The organism is Brevibacterium sp. FME37, from assembly GCF_014897485.1.
Lineage (GTDB): Bacteria > Actinomycetota > Actinomycetes > Actinomycetales > Brevibacteriaceae > Brevibacterium.
This window is the reverse complement of record NZ_JABUYE010000010.1, coordinates 17789-40018: the sequence shown is the minus strand read 5'-3', so window position 1 is coordinate 40018 and position 22230 is coordinate 17789. Positions and strand designations below refer to the sequence as shown.

Sequence of the window (22230 nt, the reverse complement as noted above, 5' to 3'; positions counted from 1 at the left end):
AAGGTCGCAGAGTCCTTCACACAGATCAAGAGAGCCGCTCGTCTACTAGGTCAGAGCCTGCAGAATTTGTGTGCACAGAACTTCGTGAGTGGTGATTGTGGGGTGGATCCCGTCCTCGCCGAAAGCATTCGGCGCAGCTTCGGATGCAGCCGCAGAGCCGTTGACGACCACATCACTGCCTGTCGGCAACCTCTTGGTCAGGTCGTCAAGGTCAGCGTTCGTCCAGGTGATCCCGGCAGCCGCGAAGTGAGGAAAGGACGCGATGCGAGATTCGTCGACGAGCGTCGGCGTGACCCACACCCACGTTCCTTTGCCATCAGGCAGTGACAGTCGGCGAATCTCTGCAAGATTGCGCAGGGTCTCACCCTGGCTCACCAGCATGGTCCCGGCAGGTCCCCCGAGGCGCTGAGAGTCGTTGGTACCGAGCTTGCAGAAGACCCAATCGGGTGCCTGCCGCTGAACCGCAGGCAAGGCAGAGAGAGCCTCTGTGGTGGTGGCACCGGGGACGGCAAAGTTCGTGAAACGCAATTGCAGATCGGGGCGATGCGCCTCGAGAAGGGAGCGGAGAATCTCGAACCAGGAGAGCCGATCCGCGGTGCTGCTTTCGCCGATCGCTGCCAGGTGGGCACCAGGCTGGAACGGAAGGGCGCCGAGGAGCGGAACCAGCAGCGGTTCGAGTCGCTGAACAGCTGCATTTCGCTGGCGATCGAGTTCCTCGCGGGCCCGGCGGTAGTCTCCTTCGTCGGTTCCGAAGATCGCTGCCACCGTTCTCGCACTCAGATCTCTGGCGTAGGGCAGCACTTTCTCTGGTTGCTGGAAGCGGACAAGTTTCTCAAGCAGTGCAGAGTTTGTCATGGTGTGTCCTTTCGTGCCACGGAATTGCGTTTGCTTGGCAGCTGGAAGGCTGTGATCACAAGCCAAGCCAGGGTCGGCAAGCGGACGATGGGCAATAGAATCGACAGCGCCGGGAATGCAATGGCAAGAAGCGCGATCATTGCCAGTCCGGCTATCACCAGGCCTGCCCAAGCCAACCAACGAGGGAGCAGGCCGGCGATCAGACCAGGTACGGCGATCCCCGCGATGAGGAGGCCACTGGGGACGATGAAACCGGGACCGCCGGTGATGAAAGCGAGGTCGTGGAGGACCCGGATGAGTTCTGCATGCTCAAGGATTTCGGGTCGAGTCAGAGTCCAGGTGAGCAAGGCCGACATTTGCAGCAAGGCGGCGGAAAGGATCCCACCCACGAGGCCGATGGTGGGTCCGGGCACGCGGACGCCAAGGTGATTGAGCCGTACCGATGCTGTGGCGGTGAAGATGACCAGCGGGATCGAAGCAGCGAATTGGAGTAGGGCCGTGATGAGAACAGGGGTTGGGTTGTTCTGGAAGTAGCCAACAACGATGTCGGCGTCACCGTACGGCGAGGGGAATGTAGCTCCCTTGGCGAGAACTGTCGGGAGGATCAGTGAGGCCATGAAGAGTGCGACCGTGGCGATCGCAATTGGAGGTAGCGGCGGGCCAACCTTCGGTCGCCGCCCACTTTCTGTCGCGGTGAGCATGATTTTCTCCTGTCAGATTCGAACCGTACCGGCGATCTCCAGCGATTGGTCGCTGCTCCGGTGGCGAGAACAGAGCGTCCAGATACACATTGCATCTTTGCCATGAACCATTCATAGCACAGAATGATTCATGTGCGCTAGTATTATTGCGTGACCAATGACTCGAAACAACCTCAGCAGCGTGACGCCTCACAGCGCGTCGCATTCCTCCTATCCCAGGTGGGCATCTATTCCGCCAACCGTTTCGCACTTCGGCTAGAGGAACTGGAGCTGCAGCCTGGAGACGTCGGAATTCTTCGCGTCATCGCCGCCGAAGAAGGATTGAGCCAGCAAGCTCTCGCCGACATACTCGGGGTGGTTCCCAGCCGGGTGGTCGTCCTGATCGATGACCTCCAAAAAAAGGAACTGGTCAGTCGCGAGCGCAGCGCACGTGACCGCCGCACCTATGAGCTTCGGCTTACCACTGAGGGAAAAAAGGTCATGCGCAGGATGCGAACGATCGGCGCAGCCCACGAGGCAGAGATCACGAGCGCACTGACCAACGCAGAACGGGAGCACCTGGCCGCCCTGCTTGGCAAGATCGCTAAAAGTCACGAGCTCACCCCCGACGTCCTTCCCGGGTATCGCCAATCGCATCGGTAGCAGCCCCGACAGACTCAATCGCGGAATCGGCTGCGCCTAAGTAGTCGCAGGTCGGGCCTCGAAGCGACGTCGATACTCCGTAGGAGTGGTCTGAAACGCCGCGGCAAAGTTCTGCCGCAAAGTCACCACACTGCCGAACCCACAGTTCACGGCGATCTGATCGATCGACAGACTCGTGGTCTCCAGTGCCCTTCTGGCCTCGTCGAGGCGGCGCATTCGCACCCACGATGCAGGCGTGGCACCCGTCGAGGACCGAAAGCTTCGGATGAATGTCCGCACACTCATGTGCGCGACCGCGGCGAGGCACTCAACAGACAGTGATTCGTCGAGGTGGTTCACGGCCCAGTCGAGAACCGCAGAGATCGGATCATCGTCGGGCTGTTCCGGCAGCGGCCGTTGGATGTACTGTGCCTGGCCCCCATCTCGGTGGGGCGCGATCACCAGACTGCGCGCCACCTGGTTGGCTGCCGCGGCCCCCAGACGTGTGCGCACCATATGAAGGCAGGCATCCAGCGCCGAGGCGGTGCCCGCCGAAGTGATGACATCGCCGTGATCGATGTAGAGGACGGAATCATCGATCTCCAGGTCCGGGTGTCTCCGGGTGAGCTGGTCGAAACCCTGCCAGTGCGTCACCGCCTTACGGCCGGCAAGCAGACCCGCGTCTGCGATGGGAAATGTGCCCAGGCAGAGGCCCGCAATGGTCGCACCCCGGTCATGCCTTGCCACAAGCAGCCGACGCAGGTCCTGCCCAGCCGGGCGACCATCGTCGTACCAGGATGGAACAACGACAACCTCGGCGTCGGATGCCACTTCGGGTCCACTCACACCGGTGATCTGGTACCCCTCCGCCGTCGCAATCGGACCGGAATCCTCGGAGAACAGGATGGTCTGCCAGGGGGCGAGCCCTTGCCGCGCGACCTCGTCAAAGACCATCTGCGGCACGGACAGGTGGAACATGGTGATGCCGGTGAAAGCGTAGATGGCGATGCGCACGGTGGAACTCCTCCAGATTGGCGTAATTCCATCGTAGATGAGCATTCGTGCTACTGGTGGTGCTCGGGTGAAGCTCGCACACTGGAGATGTGCCGCAGATACGCGCCACATCCTCACTCACGACACCCTTGGAGATCCGATATGTCTACGCCTCGCCGCGCCCTTGTCCTCGTCGATGTGCAGCAGCAGTACTTCGACGGCCTGCTGGAGATCCAGTACCCGAGCCATGAGCAGTCACTGCCCAAGATCACTGCGGCCATCGATGCTGCTGTTGCCGCCGACATCCCGGTCGCCGTCTTCCAGCACACCATGGGCACCGACGCACCGGTCTTCAACCCGAACGAGCCCGGATACGCACTCCACCCCGAGGTCGAACGCCGACGGTCCGAGTCCTGGAAGTCAGTGGTCAAAGAGTACGGCTCTGTCTATGCGGACACCGATCTGGAGGCGTGGCTGCGCGAGAAGGACGTCGACACTGTGACGCTGGTCGGCTATATGACCAATAACTGCATCCTCTCCTCTGCGGCGGGGGCTGAGGTTCTCGGATTCACCACGGAGGTGCTCTCGGATGCGACCGGTGCCATCAATATCGCCAACGATGCCGGCTTCGCCGATGCGAAGACCGTGCACACAACGCTGATGGCGCTCCTGCATTCGAACTGGGCCTCCGTCGCAACCACGGATGCTTGGACTAAGGCGCTGACGTCTCAGGTCGCACTGCCAAAGGGAGACCTGGGCAGTTCGGCAGCCACCGGTGCGCAGAAGGCTGGACAGAACTGAGCTGCTCAGGGGCAGAGCACGCGTATCCTGAGACGATACCGGGAACCAGGATCAGTCCGATGCCCGTCCGGCGGAGCGTCCATGTGCCAGTCCGGTCGAGATTCCGATAGTGACGGGCTGCGGCGAGGGTGCTGGCGCACAGCAGCCGGTGGTATCCGCGGTGTCGTCGCAGCCGGTGGTGTCGTCGGAGACGGGGGTGTCGCACGAGGAGCCGATGTCGGCCGAGCACACCCCGGTTTCGGGAAGCACAAGCTCGACTGAGTCGGCTGCTTCCTGATCGCCGGCGATGGCGGCGACGATCGAGCGAACTTGCTCGTAACCGGTGGCCATGAGGAACGTCGGCGCGCGACCGTAGGACTTCATGCCTGCGATGTAGAAGTCTTCCTCCGGGTGAGCCAGGAGACGGGCTCCGTGCGGTTCGACGGTTCCACAGCTATGGTGTTCCGGATCGATGAGTGGCCCCAAACCGGTGGGCGCCTCGACGATCGGGTCGAGGTCGAGCCGGATCTCGCGGAGGAAGCTGAGATCCGGACGAAAACCGGTCGTCGGAACCACGCGGTCAACATCGAGAGAGACCGCGCCGGCAGGAGTGGCACCGCTGACGGCGAGTTCAATCGCCGTGTCTGAACCTGTGGCCTCGTGCCTGATGGTGGGCGCCGAGGTGGCGCTCCGGTCCGTAGTGCCCAGCCCCGTGATGGTCACCGAGGTATGGACCTCGATGTGTCCGGTCTCGACGAGGTGGCGCAGGCGGGTACCCAGTGCTCCGCGTGCTGGGAGTCCGTCTTGGTCTCCACCGCCGTAGACGTCGGCAGGGTCGGACCCGCGCATTACCCAGCTGATGCGAGTGGAAGGTTCGGCTTCGCGGAGCTCGCCCAAAGCCAGCAGAGTGTTGGCCGCCGAGTGACCGGCCCCAACGACAAGCGTGTGCCGACCGGCGAACTGCGCACGGTCCCGGCCGAGGACATCGGGCAGCGGTGAGGTGACGAGCCCGGCCTCGCGGGCCTCATCTTCACCGAGTGCCGGCAGTCCTGCTTGGCCCAGCGGATTCGGGGTCTCCCAGGTGCCGGAGGCGTCGATGACGGCGCGAACGAAGTGGTCCTCGATCTCCCCACCCTCGTTCTGACTGCGAACGAGGAATGGGGTATCGCCGCGACCTGGGGTGCGGGTGCGGTCCTTGCCGACACGGCTGACTGCGATGACCCGCGAATGCGTGCGAATAGCGCCGCTCAGCTGTGGGGTCGCGGCCAGTGGAGCGAGGTAGTCGGTGACGAGTTCAGCTCCTGTCGGCAGAGAGTCGCCGTCGGGCTCCACCCATCCTGTCGGTTCGAGCAGTGCTCGGGCGGCCTGGTCGATGTTGTACTTCCACGGCGAGAAGAGACCGATGTGGCCCCACGCACTGACAGCTGCAGCAGGTGTCGCGCCTGCCTCGAAGACGAGCGGTTCCATTTCGCGAGCGATGACGTGCGCTGCGGCAGCGAGACCAACCGGCCCGGCACCGATGACGGCAACCGGGAGTTCGCCTGTGGTGGTGTCAGTCATGAGTCGTCCCCTCTGGAGGTGCGTCGTGCCCAGAAGCGCTGGAGATTGACAGGCTGGACAGCAGCGCTTCGATGCGGGCGCGGATATCGTCGCGGATGATCCGCACTGCCTCGATTCCCTGTCCTGCGGGGTCATCGAGGGCCCAGTCTTCGTACCGCTTGCCGGGGAAGATGGGACAGGCGTCGCCGCAGCCCATGGTGATCACCACATCCGAGGTCTTCACGGTGTCCGGGGTGAGCACCTTCGGTTGCTGGTCGGTGATGTCGATGCCCACCTCAGCCATCGCCTCGGCGGCGGTCGGGTTGAGCTGATTCGCCGGCTCACTGCCTGCCGAGCGGACCTCGACCTGGTCGCCTCCGAGCTCGCGGAGAAACCCGGCCGCCATCTGCGAGCGGCCCGCATTGTGGACGCAGACGAAGAGGACGGTGGGTTTCGGCGCTGTCGTTGTCATGGGCGCGGATCCTGTCGGTTCGAGGACAACTGGTTTGAGGTGGATTCTGGGAAGAATCGTTTGCGTGACCACAGGGCCACGTAGACGAGGGCGACGAGGATGGGGACTTCGATGAGTGGGCCGACGACTCCGGCCAGGGCCTGCCCCGAGGCGACCCCGTAGGTGCCGATGGCCACGGCGATGGCGAGTTCGAAGTTGTTGCCCGCGGCGGTGAAGGCCAAAGTTGTCGTCTTCTCGTATCCGAGCTTCAGGGCATGCCCGACGACCATTCCGGCGGCGAAGACGATGGTGAAGTAGATGAGCAGAGGCAGGGCGATGCGCGCGACGTCCAAGGGGTTCGAGGTGATCTCATCACCCTGGAAGGCGAAGAGTAGGACGATGGTGAACAGCAGTCCGTAGAGTGCAAACGGTCCGATCTTAGGCAGGAACCGGTCTTCGTACCAGGTTCGGCCTTTGGCCTTCTCGCCGATGGTGCGGGTCAGGAAGCCAGCCAGCAGTGGGATGCCGAGGAAGACGAGGACGCTGAGAGTGATTGCCCAGAAGGAGAATTCGCCGCTCGTCGTCGGCAGCCCGAGCAGGTTCGGCAGCCACTGCAGGTAGAACCAGCCGAGGATGCCGAAGGCGAGGACCTGGAACACGGAGTTGATGGCAACGAGGACAGCCGCGGCTTCACGGTCACCGCAGGCGAGGTCGTTCCAGATGAAGACCATGGCGATGCAGCGGGCGAGGCCGACGATGATCAGTCCCGTCCGATATTCGGGAAGATCGGGCAGGAAGAACCAGGCGAGGGCGAACATGAAGGCAGGTGCGGCCAACCAGTTGATGAGCAGAGACGTGATCATCAGCTTCTTATCGGTCAGCACCCGACCGGTCTCGTTGTAGCGGACCTTCGCCAGCACCGGGTACATCATCACCAACAGCCCCAGGGCGATCGGCAATGACACATCGGCGACTTTCACCGAATCGAGTGCGGCCGCGAGTCCGGGCACGAGGCGGCCGAGAAGCAGCCCGAGAATCATCGCGGCGATGATCCACACGGGCAGGAAACGGTCGAGTGTCGACAGTTTGACCTGGGCTGGTTCGCTGGTGGTGGCGGTCGCGGGGGTACTCATCGGACTCCTCGAGCGAATCTGCTCACGGCAGGGTTCGCTCTGTCATATACATCGAAGGTTATCGATATGAATCTAAACACTACATATCGACAACTGTCAATGTATAGGCATAATGGAGTAGTGACCACTGAACAGACATTGCCCGCACCCGCCTCGGCGGCCTGCTGCACGACGCTGACCGGCGAACCCTTGGACGAGGATCAGGCACGGGACTTCGCACGGATCCTCAAGGCCCTGGCCGATCCGACTCGCCTGCGCCTGGTCTCCCTAGTCGCCGCCCACGAGGGCAATGAGGCCTGCGCGTGCGATCTCATCGATCCGGTCGGTCTCGGCCAACCCACGGTCTCCCACCACCTGAAGATCCTCGTCGATGCCGGTGTCCTCCACCGCGAGAAGCGGGGAATCTGGTCGTATTACTCGCTGGCGGCCGAGACCCTCGAGCGCATCACAGCGTTTCTTACCCCTGCGTAAGACGATGGGCCGCGCTCCACCGGTTCGGGGTACGCTCCGAAAAGGGACTTAGATCGCTCTGAGCATCAGCGCGCTCGAAGCCCAGCACCACTCCCCCGACGAAAGCAGATAGGTCAATGACCAAGACTGTCCTTCAGGCCAGCCTGGACGTCTTCCGCAGCCACGGAATGACGACGATATTCGGAAATCCGGGATCGAACGAACTGCCATTCCTCGCGGGGCTCGGCGATGACTTCCGATTCGTCCTCGGCCTGCACGAGCAGGTCGTCGTCGGCATGGCCGAAGGCTTCGCGCGGGTGACAGGACGTCCGGTTCTGGTGAATCTGCATGCCGCATCCGGCTCCGGCAATGGAATGGGGGCACTGACCAATGCTCATTACGGCCACGTTCCGCTGGTCATCCTCGCAGGCCAGCAGGTCCGCCGCACCGTCGGCCAAGAAGCGATGCTGGCCAGCACGGATGCCGCCACACTGCCGACACCGCTGGTGAAGTATTCCCATGAGCCGCTCTCGGCCGCCGACGTCCCCCGAACCCTGTCCCAAGCTGCCTTCGAGGCAGTCACACAGCCCAGCGGACCCGTGTATGTGTCGGTCCCCTTAGACGATTGGGACGAAGAAGCACTCGAGGACGATGACCTGCTGCCGGCGCGATCGGTGTCAATCGGACGCGGCCTCGGTCCGCAGCTGCAGCGAGAGCTGCTCGCCTCGCTTGACGGAGCACAGCGGCCTGCCCTAGTGGTCGGGCCGCAAGTCGATGCCGCCGCTGTCGCCGATCCGAGCGTCATGGAGGACGTGACATTGCTGGCGGAGAAACTCGACGCCTCTGTCTACATTGCACCGTCTCCCACCCGGTGCCCCTTCCCGACGACCCACCCGAACTTCGAAGGCGTCCTGGTCCCCGGGATCCAGTCCGTGCGTGATCAGCTGGCCGACCATGACGTGGTCCTGGTGCTGGGTGCCGCCGTTTTCAGGTATCACCGGTGGGAGCCGTCGAACTATCTGACTCCCGGCACCGAGGTCATCCAGATCACTCAGGATCCGCGCGAGGCCACTCGGGCACCGTTCGGCAAGGCCGTCATCACCGATGTCGCCAGCACCACGGCCACGCTTGCGGCACAGATCGCCGATCGTGGCACCCGACGCGGTGAGCGCGGGTCACGCATCATGAACCCGGCCCCCACCTCGGCGGAGGGAATGACCGGTCAGGAGATTCTCGAGGTGCTCAACGAGTACGTCAACGATTCGGTGTCCTACGTCAACGAGACCACCACCCTGGACCTGGACTATCTTGAGCGGGTCGCCATCGACCGGCCCGGAATGTACAGCTTCCCAGCCTCTGGCGGCCTGGGATTCGGGCTGCCCGTGGCCGTGGGAATGTCGATCGCGGCACCGGAGAAGACCATTGTCGCCACCGTCGGCGACGGCTCGGCCAACTACGGCATCACCGCACTGCACACCGCCGCCCAACTGCAGACGCGAACGGTATTCGTCATCATCAACAACTCCGGATACGGCGCCCTGGCCGGCTTTGCCCAGCGCATGGGCGTACCCAAGGTTCCCGGTCTGGCGCTGGGCGGCATCGACTTCGTCTCCCTGGCACACGGCTACGGTGTCCCGGCAAAGCGCACGTCCACCCGCGCCGAGTTCGACGCTGCCTATCGGGAGGCACTCAAGGGATCGGGCCCGGTGCTCATCGACGCCTCGATCGTGTAGGGACTGCTTTGTCGCGAGACTGTGGGTGACGCGCCAGACCCAGGACGAGGCAGAGCAGGGCAGTGGGATCGCCAGCGAACTTTGTTTCCGCGCACCGGTCTCGATATCCTGAGAGTGAGCACCACCGGCAAGAAACGTTCGGGACGACCCGAACGCAATCAGTCACGATGAGGACGGCCTCGAAGAACAGGAATGCCCGTCATGACTGCCGCCATTCGCAGCATTCTCACTCCTACTGCCATCGTTCGCCTCGTCCTCGGCTGGGGTGCCTTCGCCGCACTCCTCTTCGCGGGCCCGCTGTTGGCTCCACCTGTTCCGGGACCACTTCTCGTCACCGCCTTGGCCATCATCGTCGGCGTCATCCTCATCTGCGCCTTCGGAGTCGTCCATGAGGCCGAGCACCTGGTTCGTCGCCTCGGCGATCCCTATGGCTCCCTCGTCCTCACACTCTCGATCGTGCTCATCGAGGTCGTCCTCATCGCCGCTGTCCTCCTGGGCCCTGGCGAGCATGCGACGATCGGCCGAGACTCGGTGATGGCCGTATCGATGATCATCCTCAATGCCGTCATCGGCCTGTGCCTGCTGGTGGCGGGTCTGCGACATGGCAGTCTCGCCCACAACCGCACGGGCGTCTCGACCTACCTATCGCTCATCATCGTCTTCGCCGCCCTCGCCTTCGCCCTGCCGGCCCTGATCGGCACGAACGGCAGCTACGAGGCGTGGCAGGAGATCCCGATCATCGTCATCACGATCGGCATCTACGCCTTCTTCCTGTTTCGTCAGATGGGCGCTCAGGCCGCGGACTTCTATGAGGTCGATCCGCGAGTGACCAAATCCGCCGAGGTGGCCAGTACGACGGGCGCCGAGGTGGCCCCTGAGTCCGTTTCGGCTGCCGTCGAGACTGCGCCGAAACAGGGCATCGTCGAGATCATCTCCACCCACCGCACCGAGATCATCGTGCGCTTGGCCCTGCTCATCGCCACGGTCACGCCGATCGTCCTGCTCAGCCACGATATGGCGTCACTGCTCGATGATGGGCTGGGCCGTCTCGGCGCTCCGGTGGCCCTGTCGGGGGTTGTCATCGCACTCATCGTCTTCCTCCCGGAGACGATCACCTCGCTGCGGGCAGCATGGAACGGCGAGATCCAGCGGGTGAGCAATCTGTGCCACGGGGCGCAGGTGTCAACGGTGGGGCTGACGATTCCGACGGTGCTGCTAATCGGGCTGATCACCGATCAGCCGATCGTGCTCGCGGAGTCGCCGGCAAACCTGTTGCTCTTCGCCGTCACTCTACTGGTATCGGTGACGGCATTCGCGGGGAAGAGGATCAACGCCGTCCATGGTGCGGCACACCTCGTCCTGTTCGCGATCTTCGGAATCACGCTCTTCTCCTGAGAGAGCATGAGCAGGCCGAGGACCGCGGCGAGGCCTTTTCAGCCGAGTGGCCCGCGTCGACGCACAGCGAGTTCGTCGGTGATGCGTTCGAGGCTGCCGTTCGAGGTCAGGGCGGCCCAGCCTCGAGCCAGAGTCTGAATGAGGGCAGGGTTGTCCAGTCGCTTCAGTCTCAGCCGGTCATGGGAGGGCTGGAGGAAACGACCCATGCCGAAGAGAACTGCTGCGTACCCGCAGGCGAGAAACAGCACCGGAATTATCCACATGCCCTCATCGTCTCTCTGAGCAACAATCAAGCACAAGCAACTGTTTTCATATGTCTGTCAGTAATTGCCATACAATCAGCCTTATAATCAATTGCATGCTCGACACCCACCGACTCGCGATCTGGAGAGCCGTGGTCGCCAGCGGCTCCGTCCAGCAGGCCGCGGCCAATCTCCGATACACTCCGGCGACGATCAGCCAGCACATCATCCGGCTGCAGAAGGACGTGGGCCTGCCCCTCTACGAGCGGAACGGGCGGGGAATCGCGCCGACTCCCGTCGGGGTGCGCCTGGCCGAGGAATCCGGTGAAGTCTTCTCCAGCCTGCAACGCCTCGAAGCCACGCTCGATGACCTGCGTCGAGGCCCGCGACCAAGACTCGAAATCGGTTGCTTCTCCTCGGCGGCGAAGGAATGGATACCCACCATCGTCTCCTCGGTCGTCTCCGAATTCCCCACGGTGCAGTTCGAGATCAGCCTCAGTCCCGCGACGGATGCCGAGGACTGGAGTCCGCACGATCTTGAGATCCATTCGGAAGAGCCTTCTCTGCCTCCAAGGACGATTCCAGGATTCCGCCGGCAGGTCCTGACCGAAGAGGGCTACCAACTCGTCGTCGCCTCCGATCATCGTCTGGCCGACGCCGAGGCGGTTTCGATGTCTCAGCTCAGCGACGAAGCGTGGGTCGACGCCGACATCAGCAACTCACCGGCAGCTCTCATCGTCTCACGGGCGTGCAATGCGGCCGGCTATGAACCCAGCTTTGCGGCGGGCTCCGATGACCACTACGCGGTCCTGGCCATGGTCGCCGCCGGGGTCGGGGTCTCAGCCCTGCCCTCGCTGGCGATTCGAGACCTACCGAACGGAGTCACAGCGGTGCCACTGGTCGATCCGACACCTCGGCGCCGGATCGTCCTGCAGACGCGGGAGGCGGTGCATCATTACCCCTACGTGCGCACTGCGGAGACTCTCATCCGCGCACGGGCACAGACCGCATAGTCGCCGCCGATGTGGGTGAAGCGAGAGCTTCCTTCGGCGAGGCAAGAGAGTGCCCGGCCGCGCATTCGACGACAGCTCGCACCGGTTCACCACAGTCTCGGTGGACCACTTCGAGCGGCGGCCCATCGGTGTCAGTGCAGTGCTCGTCACCCCAGCGCAGCAGCGAGATCATCACCGGATAGAGATCGAGCCCCTTGGACGTGAGCCGGTATTCGTTGCGTGCCCGCCTCCCAGGTTCGCGATAGGGCGTGGTCGCGAGGACTCCGGCTTTGACGAGCTTGCGCAACCTGTAGGAGAGCACCGGATCGGAGACACCGACATGGTCCCGGATCTGGTCGAACCGGCGCACTCCATTGAACGCTTCACGGAGGATGAGCACGGTCCACTTCTCCCCGATGACATCGAGTGTCTTCTGGATCGAGCATCCTGCGGTGTCGAAGTCCAGCCAGTCCATGGGTGCTCCCTTCCTCGCCTCTTCTGCAGTTGACCTGTCGCTCCAGCATAGGCTAACTTCAAATTACTTAGCCAGCTTTTCCTACGACCTCCCGGCCATTTCAATCAGCTCAAAGGAGAACGCATGAACGCACCATCAGGAACCGTCCCGGACGTCTCGCTCGAGACAGCCAGCCGCTTCGTCGCCACCTCGGGGCTCATCATCGATGAAGTCACGAACACAAGCGTCCACGGCCATGCCGACCTGGGGGCAGACCATCTCACGCCGTGGGGCGTCGTCCATGGCGGCGTCTACACAACGATGGTGGAGAGCGCCGGAAGCATCGGAGCCAGCCATGCCGTGTCCGAGCGCGGCGAGTTCGCCGTCGGCGTCCACAACGCCACCGATTTCCTGCGCCCGACCACCGGTGCCCGCGTCGCCGTCGCGGGCTCCGCACTGCACCAGGGCCGCTCTCAGCAGCTGTGGGAGGTCATCATCACCGACACCTCATCGGACAAGGTTCTGGCCCGAGGTCAGCTGCGCCTGCAGAACGTCCCGCTGCCGAAGGAGGCCAACTGAGATGAGCACCGATTCAAGCACTCGCGAAACCACAGTGACCTGGACAGATACCTCGCAGGGGCTGTCACTGTTGCCGACGATGGACGGCATCGATTTCCTGCGCAAGATGGCCAGCGGCGAGGTCCCCGGAGCCCCCATCGGCGCGCACATCGGAATGCAGATCGCCGAGGTGGATGAAGGCACAATCACCTTCCACTGTCATCCCGATGAATCCCATTACAATCCGATCGGCATGGTCCATGGCGGCCTGGTCTGCACCCTGCTCGACTCGGCACTCGGCTGCGCCGTTCACACGACCCTGCCCAAGGGCACCGGCTACACCTCGATCGAGATCAAGGTGAACTATCTGCGCCCGGTCTCCAAAGACAGCGGGCCTCTGGTCTGCACCGGCCACGTCACCAAGGGCGGTCGCCGCGTCGCTTTCGCCGAGGGTGAGGTCGTTGACAATAAAGGCAAGACCGTCGCCACTGCCTCCGGCAGCCTGCTCATCTTCCCACTCTCAGCCAAGTAGCGCCCGGATCTACGGGTGCGAGTCAGTCGGCGCGGGTGGGTGTCAGCCAGCGCCGGCAGTCCGATCCCTGGTGGAGGCGTCTGCGTCGTCATCGGCCGGATTTGCTGAGCGCTCCGTCGAGTCGGTTCCCGAGGGCGCACCGGAGGGCTGTGGCGATGACTGCTGCGTGGACTCCTCCGCGGTCGGTTCAGCCTTCACGCTCTCGCCCGGTTTCGGCCAACTCACTTCACTGGTGAAGGCAGGCTGATCTGCGCAGGTGTCGAGCACGGCTTCCATGGCACCCTTTTCAGCGGCGGCCACCCACAGTCCGTACTTGTGCTTGACCGCGATTTGGCGAGAGACGTATTCGCATTGGAAGGACTCATTCGGTGGCAGCCATGCGGCCGCGTCTCCGCCACCCTTCTGTCGAATAAGGTCTGCGCTCACGGTCAGCAGGTTGAGCGGGTCGTTTCCGAACTCCCGCAGCTGCTCGGTGGACATGGCTGCCGCCCCGGTCTGCCAGGCGTTGGAACCGGATACGATGTAGTCGATGTCGACATTGGTCGATCCGCGCTCGAAGCCGTATGCCTTGCCCAAGTATTTGTCCTCGAGGTCACCGGCGGTGGCAACGCACCCCTTCGTCCCGGCCTCGATCTGAAGGCTCCTGAGGTCGCGCCTGAGCGCATCGTTGCGTGTATCGCAGCCGTTGCCATCGACGTCTGCAGACCAGTCGAAGAGCTGCGGGTCGTAACCGGTTCGATGGTCCTTGCCCTTGACCTCCAGCTTATCGAGCATCGACCGTGCCGCGCCCATCTCTGCGGTGCCTGCACTCTGCCGGGGAGAATCGCTGTTGTCTTCATCGCCTGCTGTGGGCTTCGCCTCATTCTGTGCCGAGACATCAGGGCCCGAACTCGCGGGTACTTCTGAGTCGCCGCCGTGCGGTCGATGCCCAGGGGCTGGTGCCGCCGAGGCTGCAGGTCGTGAGGGCACCGGGTCGGAATCGGCGGCGGCGCCTCCTCCACCGGTCGACCATGCCACTTCGCCGCCGACGACCTGCCCCGTACTGCCGCCCGCGCACCCGGAAAGCAGCGCAAGAACAATGACGGCCACTATGGCCAGAAGGGATACTGCCCAAACTCGAGTGCTGCGAGTAGCGTCTGCGCAGGTCATCGAATTGGGCACGTTTGAAATGTTAGGGCAGGTTGTCACTATAGGGAACGGCACTCACCATTCGGTAACCGATTCGTTATAAGTTGAAAACGAAACTGTCATATAACGGAGTCGCTCGACCGCCTCGGCGACTACTCGCAGCCGACCCCATCACCGTCTCGATCCAGGTGGGACGCATACCCCGGCTCACCCCGGTGAACGGGTGCGGCTCCGGCGTCGCGGGCCGCCGTGCAGTTCTTGAAATAGACCGAGCCTGAGGAACCCGAACCTGAACGCGTCCCGGATGACCTCGAGCTCGATCCGGCCGAATTCGCTCCCGAACCAGAGCTCGACTTCCTCTTCGAACTCGGCTTCTTACTCGAACTCGCTTTCTTCTTCGAAGCGTCTTCTGCGGTCTTCACATTGTCGCCCTCACCTGGCTCTGGCCAGGCGACGTCCTTCGTGAACGCGGGCCGGTTGCTGCAGGTGCTGAGCACTCGTTTCATCGCGGATTTCTCGGCCTTGACGACCCACAGGTCGTACTTGTGCTTGATGGCGATCTGGCGGGCGACGTATTCGCAGCGGTAGCTCTTGGCCGGTGGCAGCCAGGTCGCGGCATCGCCATCGCCCTTCTGCCGGTTGAGGCTCGAGCTCACGGCCAAAAGGTTGAGCGGGTCATTGCCGAACTCCTTGAGCGTGTCCTCGTCGAACTTCGCCGCCCCGGTCTGCCACGCGTTGGAGCGGGCGATGATGTGGTCGACGTCGATGTTGTTCGGGTCGCGGTCGAAGGCGTAGGTCTCACCTTTGTATTTGTCGTTGAGCTCACCGGCGATGACGACGCAGCCCTTCGTTCCCACCTTGATCGTGATGTCGCGCAGGTCGCGGCGCAACACGTCATTGCGGGTGTCGCAGCCATTATGGTCTGCATCAGACCGCCACTTGAAGAGGTCCGCGTCGTACCCGGTCTTCGGGGCCCGGCCCTTGACCTTCAGCTCCTCGAGCATCGCCAGAGCTGTACCGGGTGTCGACCCACCGGCTCGGCCCTGCTCCGTCTCCTCGGCGTCGTCTCCGTCCTTGCCGTCTTCGCCCTTGCCGCGCTGGTTGTCTTGGCCCGGCGCCGTGGTCTCTGCCTCGGCCGCAGGCGCCGTCGTCTCATCAGCCGCTGGGCTCGATTCCGAACCCTGGGAGGCATCACTGGCTCCCGGTTCGACGTCTGAGTCCTCGGCGCAGGCCGAGAGCAGAGCGAGGCCGAGGACGGCGATGAGGGCGAAGACCAGGCCTGCCCGCAGACGTTTCGTGGCATGGTTGAGGAAGGCGAAGAAGGGCATGGGTTTCCAGTCGTGCAAAAAGTGATGAGAACGTGGTCGTGGACCGTGCGCGGCAAAGATGCCGCAGCGCGATCCACTACAGAAATGATATGACTGAATTGCGGCGACTGCCCTAGCTGCGGACGCAAAGTGACGAATTCGTTATGGAGGGGTGCGGACAATGGTGCGACACGATTCAGAGCGGCCCGAGACGGCGCACCTGATCACCGACGCCCCGGTTCCCGGGCACTGGATTCAGGTTCTGTCAACGATGCAGGCGAACCCCTTCACCCACCTGGACTGGGACGACGTCCGGAACGAGGCCGCCCATATCCTCATCGTCTCCCCCACCGCCGAGGTGGCCCGCACCTGCTTCGGCCAGCTCCTCACCAGCAACGCCGACTCCGGTTCTGGGAACCCAGACGGCTTCATTGAGATCGTGACCGCTGAGGAGCTTGCGCCCGAAGACGTCCCCGCGGGGACGTGGATCTTCCTCCCCCACCGACAAGACGGGTGGACGGAACTCGAAGCCACCTCGGCGCGGGTGCGATCGGCACTGGTCAAGGAGAATACGGCCCGTGACCGTGAGGGGAAGTTCACTCTCATCGAATACGGGATCAACCTGTGGCTGTGGGCCGAACCACCCTACGGCGGCGGCGACCCAGTCTGCCACGCCGGCGAACTCATCAGCTGGGAAAGCGCATGGGCGCTGGGTAGGGCGAGCGCCACAGGCTCGGATGGCGCAGGACCTGGTGGCAGAGGATCTTCCGCCCATGCGCCGGAAGCCTCCGCGCGGCCGCCCATCTATTTCGGATTGCCAAACGTGCTGCGCGAGCGCCGCCGGAACGGGTAGGACCTGGGTCCCGCAATCTGGAGATAGCCTGCCTCGCAGCCTTCCCAAAGGGCTCTTGGGCCCGCAGTCTCATCGAGCGGCCCACTTACCGTCGAGGGGAGAGGCTATAGAGTAGCCCGTCGATGATAAGTGGACCCCTCGGTGCCGCCGGGTCCAGGCCTCACGGCACCCCACCTCATGACACGGCGACGACGACTCCGGCGGTGATGAGCAGGATTACGTAGCCCCAGGCGTGGATGACCTCTGGAATCTTGGGCACTCGACGGCGCAGCAGCACGATCACCGGGATGGCACCGATGAGGAGGGCGAGCGCCGAGCGCAGGTCTACCGAACCGAGCATTCCCGGGATCTCGGTGGAGGCATGAGTGGTGATCGTGACAAGGACGGCGGGGAGCATGATGATCAAGGTCAGCGGGTTGGCCAGGGTGGTGGCCACGGTCATCGTCGCCCCCGAGCGGCGCATCATCGGCACTGTCATCACGCTGCCGCCGACGCCGAGGAATGAGGCCAAGCCGCCGATCGGGAATCCGAACAGGGCCGCGATGCCGCGTCCGCCCTCACCCAGATCTTCAACGCCCTCGCTCAGGCCGTCACTGCTTCTATCCGAGCCACCTCTGCCTCTGCCTGCGCCCCTGCCCTTCCCAGCTTTCGCACGCACCTTCGCCCCACCTCGGCGGAAGAAGCCAGGGCGGGCCAGCAGGTCGATCGCGGTTACGGCAATGTAGATGACGAAGCCCCACTTCAGGAGCGTCTCGGGTGCGAACTTTGCGCAGAAGGCCCCGAACGCTCCACCTGCCGCGAGGAGGATGAAGAGCCACCACTCCCCCTTGAGGTGGGCCAGGGTTTCGCGTTTGGTCGAGATCGTGGAGACGACGGCGTTGACGAGCATGACCAGCGCCGAGGTGGCTGCGGCCACCCGTGCCGTGTCACTGCCGAGGTCGGCGTGGACGAGGGTGATGATGGGGACGGTGACGAAGCCGCCGCCGAATCCGAACAGCACGGTGCTCAGTCCGACGAGAACGCCGACGAGCACCAATCCCAGAAAGTCCATTCGTCTATCTCACCCCACACCCGCCTCGGCGAGCAATCGATGGTTCGCCGTCTTCTTGTGAGATTTCGCCAGTATGCTCGACTCATGCGCAACGCTTCCATCGCCGACCTCGATTCCCACTCCTGGGAGGTGCTGCCGATCGGCACGCAGTACCCGCCGGACACCGTGCTTCCCTATCATCGGCACCGACGCGCCCAGCTGCTCTACGGATCCACGGGGGTGATGCAGGTCGACACCCAGGACGGCTCCTGGACTGTCCCCACTCACCAGGCCGTACTCATCCCCGCCGAGGTGGAGCACCTTGTTCGTTTCATTGACGTGACGACGTGGAGCCTCTACATCGAGCCGACGAGTGTCCCGTGGTGGCCGAACCGGTGCACGGTCATCACCGTCAGTCCGCTGCTGCGAGAACTGCTTCAGACCGCCGACACCTTCGAGATCACAGAGATGACCTCGCCGCACCAGCATCATGTCTTTGCGCTGCTTCTGCTTGAGCTCCAACATGCGTCGGCGGTGCCGCTGGAGGTTCCGCTCCCGCGCGATTCCAAGTTGCGCGCACTTTGCACGCACTACCTGGCCGCACCCGAGCTGAGCGTGAGCAACCAGGACTGGGCTCGAGACCTGATGCTCAGTCAGCGCAGCCTGGATCGCACATTCAAGGATCAGACCGGCATGAGTCCTGCTGCGTGGCGGACCCGTGCCCGAGTCCTCGTGGGCCTGCGCCTGCTGCGCACTCAGACGATCACGCAGATCTCCGAAGGCATGGGCTACGCGTCTCCGGCTGCCTTCACTGCCGCGTTCTCCAGGGAGATCGGACGCGTGCCTTCCTCGTTCCAGCAGCACTCGACAGCGAGGCGGACAGCGAGGCTCAGCCGTTCCGGCGCGCGAAGCTGAGCGCGAACTCCTTCTTGCTGTCTTCCAGTGCCTCACGCTCGAAGCTGTTCTTCCACGTCCGGTGCAGTCTCTTCTGCTGGGCAATGACCTCGCGTGAGGCCTTCATCGTGTCGTAGAGGTAGCCAAGGGCCCGGTCCTCGACCGCGGAATCGTCGACGATGGCATTGAGGAAGCCGCACTTGTCCATGTCCTCGGCGCTGAAGCGGTTGCCGGTGAGGATGAACTCTGTGGCCTTCGTCCACCCCATCAGGCGGTGGAGATTGACGGATTCGAGGACCGAGGGAATCCCGATTCGCACCTCGGGCATCGAATACCAGGACCCGGTGCTGCCGACCCTGAAGTCAGCGGCAGCGGCGATCTCTGCGGCTCCCCCGATGCAGTAGCCGCGGATAGCGACGGCCACGGGCAGTTCGCAGTCCTTGATCGCCTCACACACCTGCCCTAGCCGGCTGATCGTCTCAAATGCTCGTGTCGGATTCGAGTGGTCGAACTGAGTCGTGTCCATTCCGGCCGAGAACCCCTTGCTGCCCGCCGAGGTCAGCAGCACTCCACGCAGCTCGAAGTTCTTCGATGCGGCGTCGAAGGCGTCGATGAGTGATTCGAGCATGCCCGCCCGCAGCGCGTTCGCGCTGGTGGTGTTGTCGATCGTGATCGTGAGGATCCCGTCGTCACTGCGGGTGCGTCGGATCATCGGGGGCTCACTTTCGTCGGGTGCGGGTTGGCTGGCTTCACGTGCGGGTCGGCTCCAGTATCGTCCCACGAACAGAGCAATGACGGCTGACCCGTTCTCGGTCCACCTGCGGTCCTCGAACCCGGAGGATCTCACCATGGCCGCCTACCGGGTGTCATGGCCGCCTGCTGAGCACCAAGACCGCAGGGCTAAGATGTCGAGCAATGTCTGACGATCCCTCATCACCGGTCCCTGGGTCCCCGTCCTCCAGACCCGTGGCCGCTGGGATCGTTGCCATTGCCGCGGTCCTCCTCATCGGGTTGATCCTGCGGATCCCGACGATCTCTCTGGCACCACTTGTGCCGGCGATAAAGGAAGATACCGGGCATGGGGAGACATTCCTGTCGCTGCTCACGTCCATCCCTCTTGTCCTCACCTTGCTGGCTGCTCCCATCGCTCCGGCAGTGGCGAATCGATGGGGTCGCAGTCGGACAGTCAGCCTGGCGCTCGTGGCCATTGTCGCAAGCATGGCACTGAGGTCCGCTCCCGGGGACATTCCACTGCTCATCGGCACGGGCCTCTTGGGGTTCTCAATCGCCATCGTCACCGTGCTCGTGCCCTCGATCATCAATGCCGAGCGCGCCGAGGTCCGTTCGCGGCTGACCGGGACCTACTCGATGTCGCTGAGCCTCGGCCCGGCCCTCGCTCTGGGCCTGACGATTCCGATCCGGGAGATCACAGGACTCGGCTGGCGTGGCACTCTGCTCACCTGGGCGCTGTGCTCGGTGGCCGCTCTGGTCCTGTGGCTCGTCTATGTCCGCACTCCTCATGTCGCAGCGTCATCGGGACCACACAACCGGACAACAGTGACCGGCGGTGACCACCGCGCCAAAGCAGTGCTCTCCGACGTCAATGTGTGGCTCCTCGCCCTGTTCCTCGGCGTCACGTCGCTGACGTTCTACACCACCTCGGCGTGGTTGCCTGCGGTCTTCGTCATGAACGGGATGAGCGCGCAGGCGGCAGGAGGGTACACCTCTCTCATCAGCATCGTCGCGATCCCCTTCGGACTCATCGCGCCGATCGCCCTGCGCAGCAGGTTCTCACGATTCATCGCGCCTCTGGCCCCGGTGCTCGCGCTCCTCGGTCTGATCCTCCTGCTGACGCTGAGTTCGGCGGGAGCTCTGCCCATCACCATCCTGCTCGGGGTCGGGCAGGGGTTGTGCCTGGGCGCCTCCTACGACCAGATCGTGAAATTCGGGCGGTCACCAGCCCACACCGCTTCCGTGTCGGCAGTGACCTCGGCGGTCGGCGTGGCTCTGGCAGCGATCGGGCCATTGGCCTTCGGCTTCGGGCTGGAGACCGCCGCCTCACCGGTGGTCCCCGTGATCGGCTTGGCGATCATCGTCGTCGCCCAGTCCCTCGTCGGCCTGCGCACCTCTCGGATATAGCACGCCTGAGCACAACCACCTCGGCGAGCGTGAGATCATCTTGTATCCAAGATGGATCCAAGATACGTTGTGTGGGTATATTCCACAGATAACGGAAGGCGTCGTTGAAGACCCGCACGCGTGCACAGGCCAAACTGATCACCGCGCAGCTGCTGTCCGGAGCCGGAATCGCCTCCGGCTACGCGGTCGGCGGACTGCTCGCCGAGGAGATCACCGGCAAGACCTCCATGGCCGGCATCGCCCAGATGAGCGTCATCCTCGGCGCCGGAATCATCGCCTATCCCCTGGCCGTGTTGGCGGGCAAATCCGGTCGGCGAACCGCGCTGACTCTGGGATTCGGCATCGGCGCCCTGGGTGCCACGGTCGTCCTCCTCGGCGTCGCATTCCAGTTCCTGCCCCTGTTCATGCTGGGCATGATGATGTGCGGTTCCGCGACCGCCTCTGGTCTGCAAGCCCGTTATGCGGCCGTCGACCTCGTCGATCCGAAGTCCGCTGGGCGGGCCATGTCACTCGTGGTGTGGGCGACGACCGTCGGCTCCGTCCTCGGGCCCAGCTTCACCGAACCCGGCGCGCACCTCGGCGCGGCACTGGGTATGAATGAGTTGGCCGGTCCCTATCTGATCTCGATGACCGCCTTCGGGTTGGCGACCCTGGTCGCGTCGACGTTGACCAAGAAGATCAAACCGGGAGCCGCCGAGGCGGTGACTGAGTCCACCTCGTCCACGCCCGAACCAGCGACAATGAAGCTGGGTCCGGCGCTGCGCTTCGCCATCGCCCGCCCGGTGCCGCTGTTCGCGATGATCACGATCATCGCCGGTCAGATGATGATGACCAATGTCATGGTCATGACTCCAGTGCACATGGACCACCAGGAATTCTCCCTCGGCGCGATCGGCATCGTCGTCAGCGTGCACATCGCCGGCATGTACGCCCTCTCCCCCGTGTTCGGGTGGATGGCCGATCGCTTCGGGCCGGGAACAGTGATCGCCGGCGGCGTCCTCGTCTTCGCCACCGCCATCACCCTCGGCGTCGTCGATGCCGCGGCCGAGGTCTCGTCCATGGTCCTGCTGAGCACGGCACTCATCTTCCTCGGCATCGGCTGGTCGATGTTCCTCATCGGCGGGTCCGCGCTGCTCACGGCCTCGGTGCCGCGGCATGCGAAGGTCACCCTTCAGGGGGCATCGGATTCGGCGATGAATCTCGGCGGTGCGCTCATGGCCGGTATGGCCGGGACCGTGCTGGAGGCCGGAGGATTCCTATGGATCAACATGATGGCCACCATCGTGCTCCTCATCGCCCTGGCATTCTCGATCCGGGCGGTTCCGCTGATGCGCTGGCCGGGACGGGCCCAAAGATCCGACGCGGTGGAAGACATCGAAGAATCCTCGCGTGTAGGTTGAGGGGCGCAGGTAAGTTGAGGGAGAAGACGGACACGAAACGTGGAGGGAAT

The 22230-nt window shown here is 63.6% G+C and carries 24 protein-coding genes; 12 read left to right on the top strand and 12 right to left on the bottom strand.

The window, feature by feature from the left end; all coding sequences use genetic code 11:
* Positions 1 to 45: 45 nt before the first annotated feature.
* A complete protein-coding gene (locus INT29_RS12610; protein WP_193071844.1) occupies positions 46 to 855 on the bottom strand; it encodes an SGNH/GDSL hydrolase family protein in 810 nt (269 codons plus the stop codon).
* On the bottom strand, positions 852 to 1556 hold the full coding sequence (locus INT29_RS12605) for a hypothetical protein (protein WP_226841962.1): 705 nt from the start codon (positions 1554 to 1556) through the stop codon (positions 852 to 854). The genes INT29_RS12610 and INT29_RS12605 overlap by 4 nt, the downstream gene beginning before the upstream one ends.
* Before the next feature lie 150 nt (positions 1557 to 1706).
* On the opposite strand from INT29_RS12605, the gene INT29_RS12600 reads away from it, so the two are divergent.
* Positions 1707 to 2198 (top strand): MarR family winged helix-turn-helix transcriptional regulator, encoded by a 492-nt coding sequence (locus INT29_RS12600; protein WP_193071843.1) that lies wholly within the window; start codon positions 1707 to 1709, stop codon positions 2196 to 2198.
* 36 nt (positions 2199 to 2234) lie between these two features.
* On the opposite strand, the gene INT29_RS12595 is transcribed toward INT29_RS12600, so the two are convergent.
* Positions 2235 to 3191: a GlxA family transcriptional regulator gene (locus INT29_RS12595; RefSeq protein ID WP_193071842.1), complete on the bottom strand. Its 957-nt coding sequence runs from the start codon at positions 3189 to 3191 to the stop codon at positions 2235 to 2237.
* A gap of 141 nt (positions 3192 to 3332) precedes the next feature.
* On the opposite strand from INT29_RS12595, the gene INT29_RS12590 reads away from it, so the two are divergent.
* Positions 3333 to 3971 (top strand): isochorismatase family protein, encoded by a 639-nt coding sequence (locus INT29_RS12590; protein WP_101573694.1) that lies wholly within the window; start codon positions 3333 to 3335, stop codon positions 3969 to 3971.
* 51 nt (positions 3972 to 4022) lie between these two features.
* On the opposite strand, the gene INT29_RS12585 is transcribed toward INT29_RS12590, so the two are convergent.
* The 3 genes from INT29_RS12585 to arsB are packed head-to-tail and all read right to left on the bottom strand — an operon-like array spanning position 4023 to position 7073.
* On the bottom strand, positions 4023 to 5510 hold the full coding sequence (locus INT29_RS12585; protein ID WP_193071841.1) for a flavoprotein: 1488 nt from the start codon (positions 5508 to 5510) through the stop codon (positions 4023 to 4025).
* Positions 5503 to 5961, bottom strand: a complete 459-nt coding sequence (locus INT29_RS12580) for an arsenate reductase ArsC (protein ID WP_101573690.1) — start codon at positions 5959 to 5961, stop codon at positions 5503 to 5505. Before INT29_RS12580 ends, INT29_RS12585 begins: the two co-directional genes overlap by 8 nt.
* Positions 5958 to 7073: an ACR3 family arsenite efflux transporter gene (arsB, locus tag INT29_RS12575; protein ID WP_193071840.1), complete on the bottom strand. Its 1116-nt coding sequence runs from the start codon at positions 7071 to 7073 to the stop codon at positions 5958 to 5960. Before arsB ends, INT29_RS12580 begins: the two co-directional genes overlap by 4 nt.
* 120 nt (positions 7074 to 7193) lie before the next feature.
* Between arsB and INT29_RS12570 the strand changes: the two genes are divergently transcribed.
* From INT29_RS12570 to INT29_RS12560, 3 genes are all read left to right on the top strand, one after another.
* On the top strand, positions 7194 to 7544 hold the full coding sequence (locus INT29_RS12570) for an ArsR/SmtB family transcription factor (RefSeq protein ID WP_413463162.1): 351 nt from the start codon (positions 7194 to 7196) through the stop codon (positions 7542 to 7544).
* 116 nt (positions 7545 to 7660) lie between these two features.
* Complete coding sequence (gene mdlC / locus INT29_RS12565; RefSeq protein ID WP_193071838.1) at positions 7661 to 9256, top strand: benzoylformate decarboxylase; 1596 nt, start codon at positions 7661 to 7663, stop codon at positions 9254 to 9256.
* A gap of 201 nt (positions 9257 to 9457) precedes the next feature.
* Positions 9458 to 10651 carry a calcium:proton antiporter gene (locus INT29_RS12560; RefSeq protein WP_193071837.1) on the top strand — a complete coding sequence of 398 codons (1194 nt, stop codon included), beginning with the start codon at positions 9458 to 9460 and terminating at the stop codon, positions 10649 to 10651.
* A 38-nt stretch (positions 10652 to 10689) separates the two neighbouring features.
* Here the strand turns inward: INT29_RS12560 and INT29_RS12555 are convergent, their stop codons facing one another.
* On the bottom strand, positions 10690 to 10914 hold the full coding sequence (locus tag INT29_RS12555) for a hypothetical protein (protein ID WP_101573680.1): 225 nt from the start codon (positions 10912 to 10914) through the stop codon (positions 10690 to 10692).
* A gap of 95 nt (positions 10915 to 11009) precedes the next feature.
* Here INT29_RS12555 and INT29_RS12550 point away from each other — a divergent pair, with 95 nt between their 5' ends.
* Positions 11010 to 11906 carry a LysR family transcriptional regulator gene (locus INT29_RS12550; protein WP_193071836.1) on the top strand — a complete coding sequence of 299 codons (897 nt, stop codon included), beginning with the start codon at positions 11010 to 11012 and terminating at the stop codon, positions 11904 to 11906.
* On the opposite strand, the gene INT29_RS12545 is transcribed toward INT29_RS12550, so the two are convergent.
* On the bottom strand, positions 11878 to 12360 hold the full coding sequence (locus INT29_RS12545; RefSeq protein ID WP_193071835.1) for a winged helix-turn-helix transcriptional regulator: 483 nt from the start codon (positions 12358 to 12360) through the stop codon (positions 11878 to 11880). The two genes, INT29_RS12550 and INT29_RS12545, sit on opposite strands and share 29 nt — an antisense overlap.
* 123 nt (positions 12361 to 12483) lie before the next feature.
* On the opposite strand from INT29_RS12545, the gene INT29_RS12540 reads away from it, so the two are divergent.
* Together INT29_RS12540 and INT29_RS12535 are read left to right on the top strand one after the other, a co-directional pair.
* Positions 12484 to 12918, top strand: coding sequence for a PaaI family thioesterase (locus tag INT29_RS12540; protein WP_193071834.1), 435 nt, complete (start codon positions 12484 to 12486; stop codon positions 12916 to 12918).
* Between the two features lies 1 nt (position 12919).
* Positions 12920 to 13429 carry a PaaI family thioesterase gene (locus tag INT29_RS12535; RefSeq protein ID WP_193071833.1) on the top strand — a complete coding sequence of 170 codons (510 nt, stop codon included), beginning with the start codon at positions 12920 to 12922 and terminating at the stop codon, positions 13427 to 13429.
* A gap of 42 nt (positions 13430 to 13471) precedes the next feature.
* On the opposite strand, the gene INT29_RS12530 is transcribed toward INT29_RS12535, so the two are convergent.
* Positions 13472 to 14518 carry an HNH endonuclease family protein gene (locus INT29_RS12530; RefSeq protein ID WP_193071832.1) on the bottom strand — a complete coding sequence of 349 codons (1047 nt, stop codon included), beginning with the start codon at positions 14516 to 14518 and terminating at the stop codon, positions 13472 to 13474.
* 191 nt (positions 14519 to 14709) lie between these two features.
* Positions 14710 to 15885, bottom strand: a complete 1176-nt coding sequence (locus INT29_RS20160) for a DUF1524 domain-containing protein (protein WP_226841959.1) — start codon at positions 15883 to 15885, stop codon at positions 14710 to 14712.
* Between the two features lie 160 nt (positions 15886 to 16045).
* On the opposite strand from INT29_RS20160, the gene INT29_RS12520 reads away from it, so the two are divergent.
* Positions 16046 to 16717 (top strand): hypothetical protein, encoded by a 672-nt coding sequence (locus INT29_RS12520; RefSeq protein ID WP_193071831.1) that lies wholly within the window; start codon positions 16046 to 16048, stop codon positions 16715 to 16717.
* A gap of 175 nt (positions 16718 to 16892) precedes the next feature.
* On the opposite strand, the gene INT29_RS12515 is transcribed toward INT29_RS12520, so the two are convergent.
* Positions 16893 to 17768 carry a sulfite exporter TauE/SafE family protein gene (locus INT29_RS12515; RefSeq protein WP_193071830.1) on the bottom strand — a complete coding sequence of 292 codons (876 nt, stop codon included), beginning with the start codon at positions 17766 to 17768 and terminating at the stop codon, positions 16893 to 16895.
* A gap of 84 nt (positions 17769 to 17852) precedes the next feature.
* On the opposite strand from INT29_RS12515, the gene INT29_RS12510 reads away from it, so the two are divergent.
* Positions 17853 to 18662, top strand: coding sequence for an AraC family transcriptional regulator (locus INT29_RS12510; protein WP_193071829.1), 810 nt, complete (start codon positions 17853 to 17855; stop codon positions 18660 to 18662).
* Here INT29_RS12510 and INT29_RS12505 read toward each other — a convergent pair.
* Positions 18637 to 19491: an enoyl-CoA hydratase/isomerase family protein gene (locus INT29_RS12505; protein WP_226841956.1), complete on the bottom strand. Its 855-nt coding sequence runs from the start codon at positions 19489 to 19491 to the stop codon at positions 18637 to 18639. The two genes, INT29_RS12510 and INT29_RS12505, sit on opposite strands and share 26 nt — an antisense overlap.
* Before the next feature lie 65 nt (positions 19492 to 19556).
* On the opposite strand from INT29_RS12505, the gene INT29_RS12500 reads away from it, so the two are divergent.
* Together INT29_RS12500 and INT29_RS12495 are read left to right on the top strand one after the other, a co-directional pair.
* The gene (locus tag INT29_RS12500) at positions 19557 to 20780 is read left to right on the top strand and encodes an MFS transporter (RefSeq protein WP_193071828.1); all 1224 of its coding nucleotides are present in this window, start codon (positions 19557 to 19559) and stop codon (positions 20778 to 20780) included.
* Positions 20781 to 20884: 104 nt separating this feature from the next.
* Positions 20885 to 22180 carry an MFS transporter gene (locus tag INT29_RS12495; RefSeq protein ID WP_193071827.1) on the top strand — a complete coding sequence of 432 codons (1296 nt, stop codon included), beginning with the start codon at positions 20885 to 20887 and terminating at the stop codon, positions 22178 to 22180.
* Positions 22181 to 22230 lie beyond the last annotated feature (50 nt).